The sequence below is a fragment of the Macrococcus sp. PK genome (assembly GCF_022501545.1).
GTDB classification, from domain to species: Bacteria; Bacillota; Bacilli; order Staphylococcales; family Staphylococcaceae; genus Macrococcoides; species Macrococcoides epidermidis.
The window spans coordinates 1-18,836 of sequence record NZ_JAEPRF010000002.1 but is presented as its reverse complement, the minus strand read 5'-3'; the positions used below and the strand labels follow the sequence as shown (position 1 = coordinate 18,836).

Below are 18,836 nucleotides of genomic sequence, written 5' to 3'. Positions count from 1 at the left end.
ATTATCACAGCTTATATATTTATACATTATTATAATATTGAAATTAAAATTTATTTTGGAGGGAACACCGTGAAACGAATTGCATCAATGGTATTAATGTTAACGTTATTAATCTCAATGCTTTTCCAAAGTCCTTATGCACTTGCAGATGTGACGACAGAACAGCCAACGACAGAAGCACCAGCTACTGAAGTAGCAACGACTCAAGCAGCGACAACTGAAGCGCCTACAACTGAGAAAGCTACGACTGAATTACCAACGACTGAACAAGCAACAACAGAAACTCCTGCTGGACCGAACTCAGTAAAGATCTTACATACAAATGATATGCATGGTCGTTTAGATGCTGAAGATGGCCGTGTTATCGGCATGGCAAAGGTAAAGACAATCAAAGATAAAGAACAACCTACATTGATGTTTGATTCTGGGGATGCTTTCCAGGGCTTACCATTATCTAACTTCTCAAAAGGTGCTGACATGGCAAAAGCGATGAACGCTGTTGGTTACGATGCGATGACTGTTGGTAACCATGAGTTTGATTTCGGTTTTGAAACTGCGATGAACTATAAGAAACTATTAAACTTCCCTATTTTAAGTTCAAACGTTTATAAAGATGGAAAAAGTGTTTATGCGCCTTCTGCAATTATCGAGAAAAATGGTAAGAAATATGGTGTCATCGGTGTAACAACACCGGAGACTGCTACAAAGACGCACCCGAACAACATTATCGGTGTATCGTTCCTTGATCCAGTTGCATCTGTAACTGCAGAAATGAAAAAGCTAAAAGGAAAAGTTGATGCATTTATCATCTTAAGTCACTTAGGTATCGACACAACAACGAAAGAAGCTTGGCGTGGTGATAATTTAGCGAATAAGATTGCCGGCAACAAAGATTTTAAAAATAATGCAATCGTCATATTAGATGGACATTCTCACTCTGTCATTGAAAATGGTGAATTAAAAAATACGGTAATGCTTGCTCAAACAGGTACGGCACTTGCAAACATCGGGAAAGTTACATTTGATTTACAAAATAAGGTTGCAAGTAATCTGAAAGCTTCAATGATTAAAGAAGCAGATACGAAAGAAGTTACACAAGATGCTGCAGTTAAATCTATCGTTGATACTGCAAAAGATAACTTTGGGAAAGCAACTTCTGAAGTCGTATTCCACAATCCAGTACAACTTCAAGGTGAACGTAACGACGTACGTACACGTGAGACAAACTTAGGTAACGCAATTGCTGATGCAATGGAAGCATATTCTGTTAACGGATTTGATGCAGCTGGTGACTTTGCTGTAACTAATGGTGGAGGTATCCGAGCTTCAATCGAAGGTAATAAAGATGTAACAATCGGAGATATTATTAAAGTATTACCTTTCGGAAACACTATTACACAAATTAACGTCAAAGGTACTGACGTTAAAGCAATGTTTGAACACGCTTTAAGTGCACCCGTTGTTGAAAAAGACGGAAAAACAGGATTAGATGCAAACGGTGCCTTCTTACACATCTCTAAATCAATCAAAGTTCATTATGACATGACTAAACCTGCTGGTGAACGTGTTTATGCAATTGAAGTATTCAACAAAAAGACAAACAAATTTGAACCATTAAACAATACTAAAACATACAAAGTTGTAACAAATGATTTCTTAGCCGTTGGTGGCGATGGTTATACCATGCTTGGTGGACCTCGTGAAGAAGGACCATCATTAGATGCAGTTGTACGTCAATACTTTAAAGCTGCTGATATGACAGCTTATACAAGTGAAGCATTACAACGTATCTTAGCAGGAAACGCGAGTGCGTATCAACCAGTTGTATCTGAAGAAGTAACGACTGAAAGACCGACAACTGAAACTGTAAAACCTCAAATTGACGTACCTACAGAAGAAGATGGACGCGAAGGTTTCATCATCAACACAGAAGATTCTACTGAAGAACCTGTCGTATTAGAAGTTACGAAGGCTGCTCATGATGATAAAGTCATTCCATTTGAAACTGTTGCAAAGACGAATGAAACAAATTTAGATACGACAATTCAAGCGGATCAAGTTGCAGATGATACAAACAAACCTGCAATTACTGAAGCGGTTGAGCAATTACCGATTACTGGTGAAGCGGCTGGTACAGGTGCTGCTGCAATCGGATTATTAGGATTAGGATTAGGATTATATTTAGTGAAACGTAAATCTGCATAACAAATAAGCCTTGAGTGAAATTCACTCAAGGCTTATTTGTTACGGATTTAAATGTTCAATTTGGTCCATAATATTTTCAAGTTCTTCAACTTTATACTGGAATCTACCATGGAAGACAAATTTTTCGAAGAATGTTTGCAGTTCTTCTTCACCTACAATCACCTTCACACCATTATCTCTCGAATAATTCGTAATGTGTTCACTACCTACCCCTTCTGCATTGTAGTACGCAATCGATGTTACCGGATACGGTAACTCAAACACTTTCTCTAAACGTTCTGCTTTTAATTTCAATGCTTCAATCGAGTGGTTATATGTTCTGAATTCAGCATTACCGTCTTTGTTCTTATCGAGTACGATTGTCTGTTCAAGCTTCGGATCAAGCTCTAATATGTTGAATACACCTTCTAGCATCGGTTCGCCAGCAAACTGCATCTCACTTACACCGTGATAAATATGACCTGTCCAGTAATTAGAATCTATCAGGTAGATACCTGTTCTCGTCAATACGACATGATCAAGTTTATCAGTGCTTTTCACGCGTTTACCAGGAATATAGATATTTGCAAGAACGTGCATATCTTCCGGACGAATACGCTCCTCACGAATGAACTGTTCTTTTAACTGAATTAAAGTAAGGTCTGTTAAATATTCACCTTTATCTTTCGAGAACATCTTTAAAGATTCGATATGTGATGATTTCTCATCGATTGTTTTCTGTAATGTTTCTTTTTGTTCTGCTAATTCTTTTTTATATTGAAGTCGAGACTTTTCACTCTCATCGTGATACTCATCTGATCTAATTTTCTGTGCTTTACGAAATTCTTCTTCTTTACGCGCAATTGATTTTTTCTTGCTGGATAATGCGAGTAACCATAAGACGAAGAATAATAAAGCCAGGACACCTAAACCAATTAACACATAAAACAAAGTACTTCCTACTTCTACTGACATATCATTCACCTTTCTAACCGTATTTCCTTTATTATAATGAAATTTCAGAAGAACTTCATCGAAAATATGAAAGTAATTTGTGAAAGTTTACTCTAATTAAAAATATTAATAAGAAATTAATATTCTGAACAAAGATTAACAATGTTTAATAAAATATAAATTCTTAATTAATAATGATATGAAATAATTTAAGTGTCCTAAAAATATTTTTGGGCAAAATTAAATTTTCTCGGAGGATGATACCATGGCAATGTATAAACGTTTATTATTAGCAGGTACTTTCGCATCAGCATTATTATTAGGTGCATGTGGTGAAGAGGAAAAAACTGACGACGCAAAAACTGAAGATGCAGCAACAACTGAAGAAGAAACTACTGAAGATGATGCAGCTACAGAAGAAGAAACTACTGAAGATGATGCTGAAGAAGAGACTACTGAAGAAGAAACTGAAGAAGCTTAATATTTTTTTATTGACTATCTCGCATGAGGTAGTCTTTTTTCATCCTACGAATAAAGCTAAAACGGCGGAATAGAAGTGGCCACTACGACAAAAACCGAACAAAAACTATAAATCAAAGAACGATTTATTAGTTTTGTCCGGTTTTTGCTTGTGGCAGAACACTTCTATCCCTGCCTCTATTTATTTAAATTTGCTTTTAAATCTTCAATTTTATCTGTCGCTTCCCATGGTAAATCAACATCTGTACGACCGAAGTGACCGTAAGCAGCTGTTTGTTTATAAATTGGGCGGCGAAGATCTAACATCTGAATGATACCTGCTGGACGTAAGTCGAATGTTTTACGTACTGCATCAACAAGTTGTTGTTCAGTGTATTCAGAAGTACCATAAGTTTCAACTGAAATAGATACGGGTTGTGCTACACCGATCGCATAAGCTAATTGTACTTCACATTTGTCAGCTAGACCTGCTGCAACGATGTTCTTCGCAACATAACGCGCTGCATAAGCACCACTACGGTCAACTTTAGTCGCATCTTTACCAGAGAATGCACCACCACCGTGACGCGCATATCCGCCGTAAGTATCTACGATAATCTTACGGCCAGTAAGACCAGCATCCCCTTGAGGTCCACCGATTACGAAACGACCAGTTGGATTGATGAAATATTTTGTTTCTTCATCAATTAATTCAGCTGGAACAACTGGTTTAATAACGTGTTCTTTAATATCAGCCTGAATTTGTTCTAATTCAATCTTCTCATGGTGTTGAGATGAGATAACGATAGTGTCAATTCTTTTCGGTTTACCCGCTTCGTCATACTCAACAGTAACTTGTGTCTTACCATCTGGACGTAAGTATTCTAAAGTACCATCTTTACGCACAGCAGTCAGACGGCGTGCTAATTCATGAGATAATGAAATTGGTAAAGGCATTAAGCTTTCAGTTTCATTACATGCAAATCCAAACATTAAACCTTGGTCACCAGCACCGATTGATTCGATATCTGAGTCAGATAAGTTACCACGGTCTTCTAATGCACGGTCTACCCCTTGAGCAATATCAGGCGACTGCTCATCGATTGCAGTAAGTACTGCCATCGTCTGGAAGTCATAGCCGAATTTAGCACGTGTATATCCGATTTCTTTTACAGTATCACGTACTACTTTAGGAATATCAACATATGTTGATGTAGTAATTTCACCTGCGATTAATGCCATACCTGTTGTTACTGATGTTTCACACGCTACACGTGCTTTTGGATCTCCTGTAAGAATTGCATCTAAGATTGCATCTGAAATTTGGTCAGCAATTTTATCTGGATGTCCTTCTGTTACTGATTCTGACGTAAATAATTTACGATCTGTCATTTATAAACACTCCTAATAAATATATATTTCACGGTTCAAGCTATAAATAAAAAATAGCCCTCTCTCCTATTAAGAGAGAAGGCTAATTATACATAATTAGTCCATTCTGCTCTTATCGTTCAGACAGCTGTCTGCAAACGGTTTGGCACCTTACTTAACAATGAAGTTAAGGGTTGCTGGGCTTCAAAGGGTCCATGTCCCTCCACCACTCTGGATAAGAGAATCCGCAAGTTAGATAATACTAAACTTTTTGTACACTGTCAATATATCGGATTTATTCACAAATTTTCTGAATAATATTTTATCTATAAAATTTTATTTATATTTAATGTAACACTTAAAACCTTATGTTATACTATTTCATGAAACTGCTTACATCAGCAGAAAATATAAACTTGGGGGACCTTTTAATGAGCGAACAAATCTTTGGTAAACTAGATAACTTATTAAAGAGTGATAGCGTATTAAATCAATTATCAAGAACACAGTTAATCAACGAAATTTTAGCAAATCGTGAAGGTGTATTAACAGAGTCAGGTGCTGTCAGAACTGAAACTGGTAAATATACAGGTCGTTCACCAAAAGATAAATTTATCGTTGAAGAAGAAGAAACAAAAGACCAAATCGACTGGGGTACAATCAACCAACCTATCTCTGAAGACATCTTCTTAAAATTATTAGACCGCGTTTTAGACTATTTAGGAACAAAAGATAAAGTTTATGAATTCAATGGTTATGCAGGTGCAGATCCTGCTACTCAATTAAATTTACGCGTCATCAATGAGTTAGCATGGCATAACTTATTTGCACGTACAATGTTTATCCGACCTGAAACATTCAATGAAGGTATCTTAATCGATCCAGACTTCACTATCATTTCTGCGCCACACTTTAAAGCAGATCCAAAAATCGATGGTACAAATTCTGAAACATTTATCATTACAAGTTTCAAACATAAAATTATCTTAATCGGTGGTACTGAATATGCTGGAGAAATGAAAAAAGGTATCTTCGGTGTAATGAACTACTTATTACCAACACAAGGTGTAATGAGCATGCATTGTTCAGCAAACGTTGGTGAAAATAAAGACGTTGCGTTATTCTTCGGTTTATCAGGAACAGGTAAAACAACTTTATCAGCTGACCCACACCGCAAATTAATCGGTGATGATGAACATGGCTGGAACGATAATGGTGTATTCAATATCGAAGGTGGATGTTACGCGAAGACAATCGACCTTTCTCGTGAGAAAGAACCACAAATCTATGATGCGATCCGTTACGGTGCGATTTTAGAAAATGTTAAAGTTGATGAAAAAGGTTTCCCAGACTATGAAGACAAATCATTAACTGAAAATACACGTGCAGCATACCCAATTGAAAATATCGATAACATCGTATTACCTTCAATTGCTGGTCATGCTAAAACAATCATCTTCTTAACAGCAGATGCATTCGGCGTATTACCTCCAATCTCTAAATTAACGAAAGAACAAGCAATGTACCACTTCTTGAGTGGATTTACATCTAAATTAGCAGGTACTGAGCGCGGGGTAACGAGCCCACAACCAGTATTCTCAACATGTTTCGGTTCTCCGTTCTTACCATTACATGCAACAGTATATGCGAATATGTTAGGTGAATTAATCGACAAGCATGGTTCAGACGTATACTTAGTAAACACTGGATGGACTGGTGGAGAATATGGTGTAGGTAGCCGTATGAGCTTAACACATACACGTTCTATGATCCGTCGTGCAATCAGTGGCGAAATTAAAAACTCTGAATTCACTCAAGATCCTATCTTCGGATTATATGTACCAAATTCAGTCGCAGGTGTTCCTAAAGAAATCTTAATGCCTCGTAACGCTTGGGTATCTCAAGATGCTTACGATGAAAAAGCAAAAGATTTAGCATTACGCTTCCAGGAAAACTTCAAGAAATTCGGTGAAAAGTCAGCAGAAATTGAAGAAAAAGGCGGCTTTATATTTAGAGGATAATAATAGAGGCTGGAACTGAAGTGTTCTGCCACAAGCAAAAACCGAACAAAACTAATAAATCGCGCTTTGATTTATAGTTTTTGTTCGGTTTTTGTCGTAGGGGCAACTTCTGTTCCGCCATTTAAGCTGTTAAAGATAAAAGGCTTAAAATTTAAGTCACATCTTCATTTTATTCTACAGCTAACATCCATCTATAAATTTCTTCTAGTATCTTGCGTTCATTATCAGGTCGAAGGACGTGTGCTTCATCTTCTAAGTAAATCGCTTCATGCTTTACACCTAAGTTTTTAAGTCTTTCTTCAAGCATCTTGCCATGCGCGATATTAACCTGCTTATCTTCTGTTCCGTGAATAATCATAATTGGGGGACTGTCTGCTTTGATCAGATTAATACCTTCGCGTTTATCATAGGCGGCTTTATCTGAAATCGGACCGACGATGCGCTTTAACATGCTGCGCAAGTCTAGTCGCTCATCATACATGTAATAAATACTCGATACACCACCCCATGTAATAAAGGATGTCACATTACTATCCTGATACGTAACGAGTCCTTGAATACCCCCACGTGAAAAACCTATAAAGTGTAATGGTACATCTGGATACTTTTTTCTTAATATACGCACAAGCGCATATACATCCTCACGGTCACTTCCACCAAACTCATCCTGACCATTATGATGCGTTCCACGGTAATAAGGTGCTGCAACAAGTGTATTCGGATAGGCAAAACGCATCAGTCCAGCTGGTCTAAGCGTCCCTACCTGCCCTTTTCCACCGCGAAGATATATAATGATGCGTTCTACAAGTTTCGGCTCATATAATAAGCCTTTAACTTCAAATTCGTCAGACTGATAGGTTATCTCCTGAAAACTTATATCTTTATAAGTTGCAGGAATTACTTTACTCGTGATGAACATCAAAACGCTCCTTTAGTGTATCTAATAGGTATAGAATACAGTCATCTTTTAACAGGAAACTTTTATCTTCTGTCTGAATGTCAGCCAGCGCCTTTGCAATTACCGGACCATCTGTTTCCAGATAATCTTCACGCTTGTCGATTTGCGCTACTTCTACATAGAAGACATCTTTACTGAATGGTGACTGATCATATACGGTATAGGTACCTATAAACTCATAATTACGCACTACACCACCAGTTTCTTCATATAATTCACGATGCATCGCCTCAATAGGTGTTTCATCATACTCAACCTTACCACCCGGGAATTCAATACCTCGAATTTTATTATGCGTAAGTAGCATATTACCCTTAAAGTTTGCTATTATTAGTACATGTTTACTTGTTGGAATATCAGCCTTATCTTTAATTTCGAGGATTACTTTATTTCCAACATGATCTGTAAATATCATTAATCTGCTCCATTCATCACAAAATTATCTATCTAGAGGTCTCTATGAAAAAACTAACTGTACTTTTTATTATTTTAACATTAATTATTACCGGTTGTGCAGCACCACAGGAAAAAAAGAAACCATTGACGAAAGACCAGATTATCGCTCGAATGCAGAAGAATATTAAAGCAACAGACAGCATTTCTCTTGATGCCACTAATAAGACAACGATTTCATATGATAAGTTCACAACAAAGTTTACACAGGATACAGCATCTCAATTTGATACGATCAATAAAAGTGCGCTACTTATTAAAGCTGATTCAAATAACACGAAATATCCTGTAAAGTCTGTTATATTCAATATGGATGAGGGGAATATAGAAGCCTTTCCTGAACCTCAATATTTAAATTATCGTGCTCGTAATGCCGATATTCAGTACTTTTCAAGTGTCCAATCAAATATGGTCAATTTAACAGATATTGTTCAAAATGTCGTCAAAAAAGAAGTTGATAATATAAAAACGACGGATAGCACGATTCAATATCAAGGTAACTCTCAAAATTTAAAACATCTGTTTGATTACGGCGTCGATTTCTCAAGCATGAATCAAGTATCTACATTTAATGATCTCACTGATATTAAAATTCAGAGTGGTTCATTTGATGTTGAATTATCACCCGTGAAGAAGCTGCCAAAAACGCTGTACTTTGATATCAAGGTCAATGCTAAAATTAAAAATAAACCTGTCACAATATTGATGAAACAGGAAACGCACTATAAGAACTTTAATAAAACCAATGTATCTATGTATAAAGCAGAAGAAATTGATTAGGAGATTATTATGAAACAACTATTATTAGCTGGTATTAAATTTTACAGAAATTATATCTCACCAATGACACCACCCACATGCCGCTTCACACCGACATGTTCCCAATATGGATTAGAAGCAATTGAAACACACGGTGCATTAAAAGGAAGCTATTTAACGATCGTAAGAATCCTTAAATGTCATCCGTTTCATCCCGGTGGTTATGACCCGGTCCCAGACAAAGAACATCATCATCATTAAAAAAGGAAATTCCGAAATGGAATTTCCTTTTTATCTATACAGCTTTATTAATCGTAAGCAGCTAATAATGTGAGATGAGATTTCTTTACTTTTGGTACAGAAATATTGAGTCGATTGTCGTTAATTATTTCATCATATTCAGTAAAGTCATGCGCAAAATAGGTACCTTTCGGCGTAATGTCCGGTACAGTCTGAAACGTTTCACCGAGCAGCGCAGTGAAATATTTACTGAGACCAAATTCATACATGCCGCCGGATACGAGCTTCATTTCTGGTAAGTCTTCTTTTATCTTAAGTGCACTAGTCACGCCACCTAATCTACTATATTTAATAACTGCAGTATTAACGCCTATATTATAAAATTGTTGTATCGTATGCGCATCAGTCGCACTTTCATCAATAGCAAGATTAACCTTCGGATTCAAGCGATGCATTGAACGATAATCTTCAATAGAACTGAACGGCTCTTCAAAATAAAGAATGTCATACTCAGAAAGTTTACGGATCAAGTTAAAATGATTTGCATCCATTAACCCGTTTGCATCGATGACGATCTCTACATCACTCGTCTTACGAATGGATTGTACTTGCGCTAAAATATTGTGATGCATCTTTAATTTTACACGTGTAGCGTTCGGTTGAATAACACGTGCATCATGATGTAACGTTTGACCGATCAACACAGTCACTGGCTTTAGCGTATTAAAATATTGATACGCAATGATATCAAAACAACTGGATGCATTCGGTTTTTCAGAATCAAGTAAAGCATTGAATGCTTCTATTGAAGATATCGGTCTATTTTTTATTATTTGAAACTGATTGACGAGTGATTGATAAACCGTTTCAATCGTTTCAAAATGATACCACGGTGTCTCAAAACTATTTGCTTCCGCATAATATTCCACACCATCAATTACGATACCTGCTACAAGTACCTTCCGCTCATTTAAAGTAATAAGATTTGTCTTGATCGGCGCTTTAAAAGGTGCAGCATATGAATAAATATTAAGCTTTGAGATATTCATGGATAAACCATTCCTTACATTGATGACGTGATATTTTTCCGTTCGATGTTCGTTTTAAATTATTTACTCGAATAAATTGTTTAGGATGCTTATATTTTGCGATATTGTTATTTAATGCATTCTGAATAGTTGCATCCATATTATCATCCGCTTCATATAAACAAACCGGCACACTGCCCCACTCTCTGTCCTTAATACCAATAACACAAGCTGCTTGTACAGACGTATGACTTAATATGGCCTGCTCAATTTCTGAAGGATATATATTTTCTCCACCTGAAATAATTAAATCTTTGCGACGGTCTAATATATAAAGATGATCCTCTTCGATATACCCGATATCTCCTGTTAAGAAATATCCATCTATGAATGCTTCTTGATTTGCACTTTCCGGATAAAGATAACCGTGCATGACATTATCACCACGAACACCAATTTCACCGACCTGATTCACTGCATTAAATAATTGGATATTTTGATTGACCTGACCGACACTCTTTGGATACTTTTGAATATCTTTTGGTGATGCTGTAATCATTTGAGAACATGTTTCAGTCATTCCAAATGATGTATAGATAGGTAGGTTTGCACTTCGTGCCTGAATAAGTAAACGATCATCTAGTTTAGCACCACCAATCAGTATGCCTTGAAGGGCATATTGCTGGTTAAGTCCTTGTCTTAAGAGACGTTCTAACGTTTGGGGTACAAGCGAGATATGTGTGATCTCTTTTTCTTTAATATCGTCGATAATCTGCTTAGCATCAAACTTTTCATGCAATACGACAGTGCAGCCATCAATCACTGCACGTAATAATATGCTTAATCCGCTTATATGAAACAATGGCAGAACATCCAGCCAAATTGAATCATGGTCATACGTAAATATCTGTTTACAATTTCCGGCACTTGCTAAATGATTAATAAAGCGTTGAGGTACTGCTTTCTGAACACCAGTCGTCCCTGAAGTAAACATAATAGATAATATATCTTCTGGATGATTCGGTTTGGCAGTTAATGTTGAATGCTGATTTATTGCCTTTCTAACAAACTCTGATTTATGTATAGCAGAGATGTGCGTGTAATTATTATTTGAAAATAAAAGCTCTGTATCCACAGACGTCATTTGCTTTCTCATTTCATGTTCAGTCAGATGCTTATTGATCATCACTATTTCAATATTCGCAATTATCGCAGCATGAATAAAATAACAATCCATTAATGTATTTTCCGCTACAAGCGCAACACGATGATGTTGAAGTTGATCGAGTTCGTATGCTACTTTTTGAGCTTGTTCGTAGAGTAATTGATAAGAAATATGTTGATCTTGATATAAAATTGCTGTTTTATCTGGATATCGATTTGCTGTTGTCTTAAGCCACTGCATAATGCCACGTCCTCTTAGTTAATATAATTATCATATCAAMAWSWASRASWTGATAYATNNKMMYGMSCTTYWKYRCTAGATGTTGATATATTCTGTTTATCAACATCTAGCGATGAGGTTCTATACTCTACTGATGATTCAAAAATTCCCTTCACTGTTTTCTTGACTGAATATTTGCGTCCTTTATTATTTCCATACGTTTCAAATTCAGATTTCAGTACATTTCTAATCGTTGTTTTACCTATACCGGTATATCTGCTAATATCAGCCGTAGTTACAGCATCATTTTTCAGGATTTTTATCGTTCTAAATGCATCAAGTACTAATTTATTTTTTGGAGTTTTATATCCACAATCACAACGTACAATTCTTTGACGTCCAGACACTATCGGCAAAAACTTTCGACATTCCGGACACTTCATACCTGGTTTTAAAGCATTAAAGGGATAATAATGTATGCGTTCATACTTACTATTAGGATGATGATGCTTTTTTAATAATTCTCCAATATATAGCTCTTCATTTGTCGGTTCCCCCTCATCTAACATTTTCACAATTCTTGAGACGTCCGTTGAATATAATAGCTTATCAGTATGTTCTAGCCCACTCAATTCAAATGTAGGATTAATAAATAACACATAACTTTTCACCTGATAATCGATATTATTTTTATAACAGAAATACTTTAACTTCTTCTCTGCTTTATCGAGTTGTACTAATGGATTGGCATTCACATAATTATTCTCACTCACAAAGTTATTATTACTAAATGTATACGGTCCGGCAAAATTTTTTACATCAATATGTATAATGAATCTGTCTTAAATCAACAAAAAGTCAAATTGCACTTCGCCATTACTCCTGATTCTCACATTCCATAACTTCACGCCGCCACGTGTACCTTTCAATGCATCATAGTATATTCTCTCTCCCATATACCCACGTTCAAATGTATATAACTGTGATTCATCAAAACTGTCCAATTCTATACGATTCTTAACTTCCCACAAATATTGTTCATAATCACTAAAATCATATAATTTTAGGAACATATCATCACCTCACATATAATATACAAATGAACACAAAAATTAACAAATTAATTTTACGTAAATTTTGTTAACAAAAAAAAGCACCCCAAAAAAAGGGTGCTTCACTCTCTTGCTTATGGGAATTTAGGGAACTGATCGAAGTTCGGCTGACGTTTTTCTTTAAATGCGTCACGACCTTCTTTCGCTTCATCACTTGTGTAGTAAAGTAATGTAGCGTCACCAGCGAATTGTTGTAAACCAGCTAGTCCATCAGTATCAGCGTTCATCGCAGCTTTTAAGAAACGTAATGCTGTTGGAGAATGTTGTAACATCTCTTTACACCATTGTACAGTTTCATCTTCAATTTGGTCTAAAGGTACTACTGTATTAACTAAGCCCATATCTAATGCTTCCTGCGCATCATATTGACGGCATAAGTACCAGATTTCACGTGCTTTTTTATGTCCAACGATTCTTGCTAAATAACCTGAACCATATCCAGCATCAAATGAACCTACTTTTGGTCCAGTTTGACCGAAACGTGCATTGTCAGCAGCGATTGTTAAGTCACATACGATGTGTAATACGTGTCCACCACCGATTGCATAGCCACGAACCATCGCGACAACTGGTTTAGGAATAACACGGATTAAACGTTGTAAATCTAATACATTTAAACGTGGAATATTATCATCACCTACGTAACCACCATGGCCACGTACTTTTTGGTCGCCACCTGAACAGAATGCTAAGTCACCTTCTCCTGTTAAGATGATTGCACCTACTCTTTGATCGTCACGTGCACGAGAGAATGCATCGATCATTTCCATTACTGTATTCGGTGTAAACGCGTTACGAACTTCCGGACGGTTGATCGTAATTTTCGCGATACCTTCAAAAAATTCATATTTTATTTCTTTATACTCTTTTAATGTTTCCCAAACTCTAGTCATGATTTTCCTCCTTGATAAACGATACTATTATTGTATCAAATATTTTTAAATTCTCCACATGAATTGTATGACCCCCTTCAATTATCATATGTCGGGCATCGGGCAGTGCTTCTACCATACGTTTAGCGATTGATTCAAACTTCTTATCTAAACTTCCAGTAAGCAATAAGACCGGTTTATTAAAGCTAGGTAAAAGCGGCCAGAGATTCGGTTGTCTGCCTGTTCCATATTCTCTTAAAGCTTTAGCAATACCCATTGGTTCGTGATGCATTCTTATCTCACGCTGTCTTGTTTGCTGTGCATCAGTTAACGGATGATACGTTTTAAATAAAGATAGCTTTTCCCAGTGTTTAATAAATGCCGGATAATCTGTTTCTATCCAATTACTGCGTTCTTCATCCTGCTGAATACGCTCTATTCTTAATTGCTCATCTTCAATTCCAGGCGTCGCACTTTCGATTATAAGCTTATCGATTAATTCCGGATAATGCAATGCAGTATATAGCGCTATACGCCCCCCCATCGAATAACCATACAGAATGATTTCGGTATATTGATTTCGATAACGCGTTAATGTTTGTGTTAGCGATGCTGCGATTGCATCAAATGACCACGTTTCATCCGTATTAAAAGCCGCTCCATGTCCTGGACATTCTACTAATAACACATCTGTGTGGGACAACAGTCTTTCTTTTGCTGGAAGAAAGGTTTGACTGCTACCCAGGAAACCATGAATCATGACAATAAGACTTTCTTTATCACGATTAAAATATTTATATTTCAGCATTGAGTTTCGCCTTTAAAGTAGTAATTAATACACTGTGTGCTTTCAAATTCTCTTCTCGGTCAGAAGTGATTTCTATAATATGACCGCTTGCTTTCGGTAATGTGATTTCATCAAATACATTAAATTTCTTATATTTAAAGTCATACAACTTTGCAGTATGTTCAAAATCGAGATTCAGCGGTGTGCCAAATAAGCGTTCAAAATGCTTCTTATCTTCATACTGTGGTAAATAACTGAATATACCGCCACCATTATTATTCATCACTACAATATTAATCATATGAGCATGGTGATATTCTGATAACATCTTCTGCATAACAAGACCGTTCATATCATGGAAAAATGAGATATCACCAATTATCAACGTCACCTTTTTATGTCGAGACATTCCAAGCGCCGTACTCACTACACCGTCAATACCATTTGCACCTCGATTACAATACGGTTTACCTTCAAAGTTTGTAAAGAATGTATCGCAATCTCTTATCGGCATACTGTTACCCAGAAAGATGACTTCATTCTTCTTGATTTGTTTAAAGATCTGATACATCGCACTACCTTCGTCGAATATCGTTTGTGTGTGCTGCATAATGTGATTGATGACTAAATCATTTAATGTATGCCAGAATTTAATCCATGATTGATTGTTGACTGGTTTCTCTTCTGCGACTTGTCTAAAGAAGTCGTTTGTAGTAATTTCGATAAATAAGTCCGGCACTTTCGGAAATGTATTAGGCTGAATTCTTGGTTGAATTAAAATTTGTGGTGCCGTCTGCGCTTTAACCCATTGATTGATCGCTTTCGATACAACTGCGTTACCGACACGAATAATATATCCCGGCTGAATATCTTTAATGACTTTAAAGATACTGTCTCCTGTTGTCACAACATTCGGATGTTTTAAATCACGAATTTGACTGAGCGGATCTGCAATAATCGGTATATTATGTATTGTAGAAAAGACAAGCATCTGTGTTAAATCTTCCAGCTGACAATCACCAACGATTATAATGCCTTTTTCCTGACGAATGATTGGTTTGACTGTATTGACATCAAATGTCTTCTGATAACTAACCTGAACCTTTGGGTTGATCATCATCATTTCTGCTAGCTCAAAGTCCGGCATCAATGGTTCTCTGAAAGGTATATTGAAATGTACCGGGCCTTTCATCGGTCCACTGAAATAACGACTAGACTGCATCATTACAGCATCGATAAATTGAATCGATTCATCTGTATCATCTGCGATCGGAAAGTCACGTTCATATTGAACAAAATTGCTAAACATCCCTACTTGATTAATCGCCTGTGGTGCACCGACATTGCGCAGTTCATGGGGTCTGTCACTCGTAATCACAACGAGTGGCATATGACTGATAAAACACTCAGACACTGCCGGTGTGTAGTTACTTGCTGCAGTACCAGATGTACAGAGTACAGCAACCGGCTTGTTCGTTGCTTTCATTAGTCCAAGTGCATAGAAAGCTGCACTGCGTTCATCTGGATGAATATACGTCTTCATCTTTGGATGAAGTTCACATGCTATCGCAACTGGTGTTGAGCGTGATCCAGGTGAAATCACTATCTCATGTACACCATAATCATATAATGATTTAACGAAATGAAACACTTGTTTAGTTAACGCGTCATTCATCTTCATTTACTCCTAACATTTCTAACATCGGTTTAAATTTAATTTCTGTTTCATAAACTTCACTCTCTACAACACTCGACTTAACAATGCCACATCCTGCAAAGAGCATCGCAGTGTTATCCTGGATCACCATCGAACGGATGGCAACGATAAACTCACCTTCATCATTTAAATCAACATAACCTAATGGTGCCCCGTATAATCCACGCCCTTCATTTGCTTCCGCTAAGAAATGCATCGCCGCACGTTTCGGAAAACCACCTAGCGCAGGTGTTGGATGTAGACTTTCAGTTACTTCTAATAATCCACCACGATTCAACTTCGCATTGATCGGTGTATATAAATGATAGAAAAATTGATTTTCTAATATATCCGGTGATTGTTTTAAAGTAATCTCATTTGTAAACGGTGCTAAATCTTCCTTTATACTTTCTACAACGATTTTATGTTCATATAGATTCTTTTCATCATCCAGTAACTTTTGTTTCGCATTATCAATACTTTTGCCCATCGTTCCGGCAATGGCATTTGTATGAAGGATGCCATCTTGCACCGCAACAAGCTGTTCAGGTGTCTTTGTAATAAATGTTTGTGCACCAGACTCTATTAAAGCAAAATAACTCACTTCATGATTTTTCATCGCCTGCTCGATGAGTGGCAATATATCGATATCGCGTGCCATTGTAATCTTTCTTTTTCTTGAAAGCACAACTTTTTCCAGTTTATCTTGCTGCATCATCGATATTGCTTTATGTGCATTAGATTTAAATAAGTCCAGATCAATATCTTCAGCAGATATTATTTTGTTATCTTGTACTTTTTCTGCTGCATGATGTCTTAATGCATCAATTATCTGTATTTTATCTGAAGACTGATCAACAAATATTATTGAAGCGTGTCCATTGCTTTCTACAACCTGTATTTTCGGAATGATGAAATGACTCTTTTCATATGCAGAAAAATTTTTACTTTCATTATTATCAAACTGGAAGCCACCAAAAAGTTTTAATTCATACTGCGAACCATTACCAATATATGCTGCATCCTGAACAATCGCCTTAAACTGTCTTTCGATATGTACAGGATGAATCGTATCTGCTGTAAGTACTGAATGATGACCGATACCGATTAACTTAAAAGATTTATCTTTATTGATAAAGACATAACGCTCTCCTGCAAATGCATGAAAATAATCCATGATCCATGCAACATTTAGCTGGAAGTCTAAATCAAATTGTTCTATTTTATTAATTTTATTCGTTGTTAAATGCGTCTCAAACTGTTGATTAATCGGCACATGCTACACTTCTTTCACTTCAAAATAATATACTTATTATTTTAACATTATTCAATGATTATTGGACAAATTATGCTAGATTTGTTGACGATGACTATTATTAAATATAAAATTTATACATTAAGAATAAAAGAGGTATGAATATGTCTGAACATTTACAACAACACACTGGTATTGCAAAGTATTATCACTTAATGCGACCACACACTTTAACAGCAAGTTTCGTACCTGTACTTGTCGGAACAGCATGCGCAAAATATTTCACTGATATCCGTATCGATCTATTAATTATCATGCTTATTGCGTGCTTACTAATACAAGCGGCAACAAATATGTTTAATGAATATTTCGATTATAAGCGCGGACTGGATGATCATACATCGGTCGGAATCGGTGGTGCAATCGTAAGAAATGGTATGAGTCCTAAGTCAGTATATAATTTAGCGATTGCTTTTTATATTATTGCAGCCATATTAGGTCTTTATATTTGTTCTCAATCGTCATGGTTAATCTTACTTGTTGGAATTGTATGTATGGCAGTAGGTTATTTCTATACAGGTGGCCCCGTTCCAATTTCATGGACACCATTCGGTGAAATCTTTGCAGGTTTCTTTATGGGATTTGTAATCATTATGATTACATTCTACATTCAGGTGGGACATCTAGAATGGTACCCTGCAATTATGTCAATTCCAGTTTCAATCAATATCGGCATGATTAATATGGCTAATAATATTCGTGACCGTGTAAAAGATAAAGCGAGTGGCAGAAAGACATATGTTATCTTAGTCGGGAAAACAATCGCAATTATTACAATGGCATTATTATACTTAATCAGTTTCCTGGTAGTACTGTATACAGTATTCTATAAACCATATGGTTCACCATTTTTATTACTTGTATTGTTAAGCTTTAACTTACCAATCAAAGCAGTAAATCGCTTCTTTAAAGGCAATACACCGATTGAACTCATGCCTGCAATGAAAGTTACGGGACAATTCAACACCGTATTCGGATTCTTATTTGCACTAGGCTTATATCTCGCAGCATTAACTGCAATTTAAAAAATCGTGAGGCTATTATGAAGTGCACCCCTAAAGTTGAACCTTAAAATTCAACTTTAGGGGTGTTTATTTTGAATAAAAAGCATGAACTTGATTTTAAATTAAGAATTATTAAAGAATATAAAGATGGAAATATTGGCTATGATTCATTGGGTAGAAAATATGATATTCAACCTTCAATACTAAGAACATGGATTTATCAATTTGATACCTTCGGT

18 protein-coding genes, 1 pseudogene and 1 riboswitch are annotated in these 18,836 nt (G+C 36.2%); of the genes and pseudogenes, 7 read left to right on the top strand and 12 right to left on the bottom strand.

The genetic code is table 11. From position 1 onward, the window contains the following. Positions 1-69: 69 nt before the first annotated feature. On the top strand, positions 70-2,205 hold the full coding sequence (locus JJJ02_RS00330; protein WP_240836710.1) for a 5'-nucleotidase C-terminal domain-containing protein: 2,136 nt from the start codon (positions 70-72) through the stop codon (positions 2,203-2,205). Between the two features lie 39 nt (positions 2,206-2,244). On the opposite strand, the gene JJJ02_RS00325 is transcribed toward JJJ02_RS00330, so the two are convergent. Then, on the bottom strand, positions 2,245-3,159 hold the full coding sequence (locus JJJ02_RS00325; protein WP_240836708.1) for a nuclease-related domain-containing protein: 915 nt from the start codon (positions 3,157-3,159) through the stop codon (positions 2,245-2,247). 244 nt (positions 3,160-3,403) lie between these two features. On the opposite strand from JJJ02_RS00325, the gene JJJ02_RS00320 reads away from it, so the two are divergent. Further along, positions 3,404-3,619, top strand: a complete 216-nt coding sequence (locus JJJ02_RS00320; protein ID WP_239243223.1) for a hypothetical protein — start codon at positions 3,404-3,406, stop codon at positions 3,617-3,619. Positions 3,620-3,795: 176 nt separating this feature from the next. On the opposite strand, the gene metK is transcribed toward JJJ02_RS00320, so the two are convergent. Further along, complete coding sequence (metK, locus tag JJJ02_RS00315; protein WP_111716361.1) at positions 3,796-4,989, bottom strand: methionine adenosyltransferase; 1,194 nt, start codon at positions 4,987-4,989, stop codon at positions 3,796-3,798. A 109-nt stretch (positions 4,990-5,098) separates the two neighbouring features. Then, positions 5,099-5,210: riboswitch (SAM riboswitch) on the bottom strand. Positions 5,211-5,399: 189 nt separating this feature from the next. On the opposite strand from metK, the gene pckA reads away from it, so the two are divergent. Then, positions 5,400-6,989 carry a phosphoenolpyruvate carboxykinase (ATP) gene (gene pckA / locus JJJ02_RS00310; protein ID WP_111716359.1) on the top strand — a complete coding sequence of 530 codons (1,590 nt, stop codon included), beginning with the start codon at positions 5,400-5,402 and terminating at the stop codon, positions 6,987-6,989. A gap of 169 nt (positions 6,990-7,158) precedes the next feature. On the opposite strand, the gene JJJ02_RS00305 is transcribed toward pckA, so the two are convergent. Together JJJ02_RS00305 and ytkD are read right to left on the bottom strand one after the other, a co-directional pair. Continuing rightward, positions 7,159-7,908, bottom strand: a complete 750-nt coding sequence (locus tag JJJ02_RS00305) for an alpha/beta hydrolase family protein (protein WP_111716357.1) — start codon at positions 7,906-7,908, stop codon at positions 7,159-7,161. Further along, the gene (gene ytkD, locus JJJ02_RS00300) at positions 7,892-8,362 is read right to left on the bottom strand and encodes an RNA deprotection pyrophosphohydrolase (RefSeq protein WP_239243222.1); all 471 of its coding nucleotides are present in this window, start codon (positions 8,360-8,362) and stop codon (positions 7,892-7,894) included. The genes JJJ02_RS00305 and ytkD overlap by 17 nt, the downstream gene beginning before the upstream one ends. Positions 8,363-8,406: 44 nt before the next feature. Here ytkD and JJJ02_RS00295 point away from each other — a divergent pair, with 44 nt between their 5' ends. Continuing rightward, a complete protein-coding gene (locus tag JJJ02_RS00295) occupies positions 8,407-9,180 on the top strand; it encodes a hypothetical protein (RefSeq protein ID WP_239243221.1) in 774 nt (257 codons plus the stop codon). A 9-nt stretch (positions 9,181-9,189) separates the two neighbouring features. Then, positions 9,190-9,420, top strand: coding sequence for a membrane protein insertion efficiency factor YidD (gene yidD, locus JJJ02_RS00290; RefSeq protein WP_199798128.1), 231 nt, complete (start codon positions 9,190-9,192; stop codon positions 9,418-9,420). A 47-nt stretch (positions 9,421-9,467) separates the two neighbouring features. Here yidD and JJJ02_RS00285 read toward each other — a convergent pair whose 3' ends face one another. The 8 genes and pseudogenes from JJJ02_RS00285 to JJJ02_RS00255 form a co-directional block, all read right to left on the bottom strand. Next, positions 9,468-10,448, bottom strand: a complete 981-nt coding sequence (locus JJJ02_RS00285) for an enolase C-terminal domain-like protein (protein WP_239243220.1) — start codon at positions 10,446-10,448, stop codon at positions 9,468-9,470. Further along, the gene (menE, locus tag JJJ02_RS00280; protein WP_240836706.1) at positions 10,429-11,832 is read right to left on the bottom strand and encodes an o-succinylbenzoate--CoA ligase; all 1,404 of its coding nucleotides are present in this window, start codon (positions 11,830-11,832) and stop codon (positions 10,429-10,431) included. Before menE ends, JJJ02_RS00285 begins: the two co-directional genes overlap by 20 nt. A gap of 35 nt (positions 11,833-11,867) precedes the next feature. After that, a pseudogene (locus JJJ02_RS13390) lies at positions 11,868-12,635 on the bottom strand (hypothetical protein). A gap of 18 nt (positions 12,636-12,653) precedes the next feature. After that, complete coding sequence (locus JJJ02_RS00275) at positions 12,654-12,884, bottom strand: hypothetical protein (protein ID WP_239243217.1); 231 nt, start codon at positions 12,882-12,884, stop codon at positions 12,654-12,656. A gap of 113 nt (positions 12,885-12,997) precedes the next feature. Continuing rightward, entirely contained in the window at positions 12,998-13,819 is an 822-nt protein-coding gene (gene menB / locus JJJ02_RS00270; protein ID WP_199798222.1) for a 1,4-dihydroxy-2-naphthoyl-CoA synthase, read from the bottom strand. Then, on the bottom strand, positions 13,809-14,603 hold the full coding sequence (gene menH, locus JJJ02_RS00265; RefSeq protein ID WP_239243216.1) for a 2-succinyl-6-hydroxy-2,4-cyclohexadiene-1-carboxylate synthase: 795 nt from the start codon (positions 14,601-14,603) through the stop codon (positions 13,809-13,811). Before menH ends, menB begins: the two co-directional genes overlap by 11 nt. Continuing rightward, positions 14,590-16,263: a 2-succinyl-5-enolpyruvyl-6-hydroxy-3-cyclohexene-1-carboxylic-acid synthase gene (gene menD / locus JJJ02_RS00260; protein WP_240836705.1), complete on the bottom strand. Its 1,674-nt coding sequence runs from the start codon at positions 16,261-16,263 to the stop codon at positions 14,590-14,592. The genes menH and menD overlap by 14 nt, the downstream gene beginning before the upstream one ends. After that, complete coding sequence (locus JJJ02_RS00255) at positions 16,250-17,554, bottom strand: isochorismate synthase (protein WP_240836703.1); 1,305 nt, start codon at positions 17,552-17,554, stop codon at positions 16,250-16,252. Before JJJ02_RS00255 ends, menD begins: the two co-directional genes overlap by 14 nt. Before the next feature lie 143 nt (positions 17,555-17,697). Here JJJ02_RS00255 and JJJ02_RS00250 point away from each other — a divergent pair, with 143 nt between their 5' ends. Both JJJ02_RS00250 and JJJ02_RS00245 read left to right on the top strand, forming a co-directional pair. Further along, entirely contained in the window at positions 17,698-18,618 is a 921-nt protein-coding gene (locus tag JJJ02_RS00250; RefSeq protein ID WP_239243213.1) for a 1,4-dihydroxy-2-naphthoate polyprenyltransferase, read from the top strand. 62 nt (positions 18,619-18,680) lie between these two features. Beyond that, positions 18,681-18,836, top strand: a 156-nt coding sequence (locus JJJ02_RS00245; RefSeq protein WP_240837207.1) for a transposase, incomplete at its 3' end; no start/stop codon positions are given.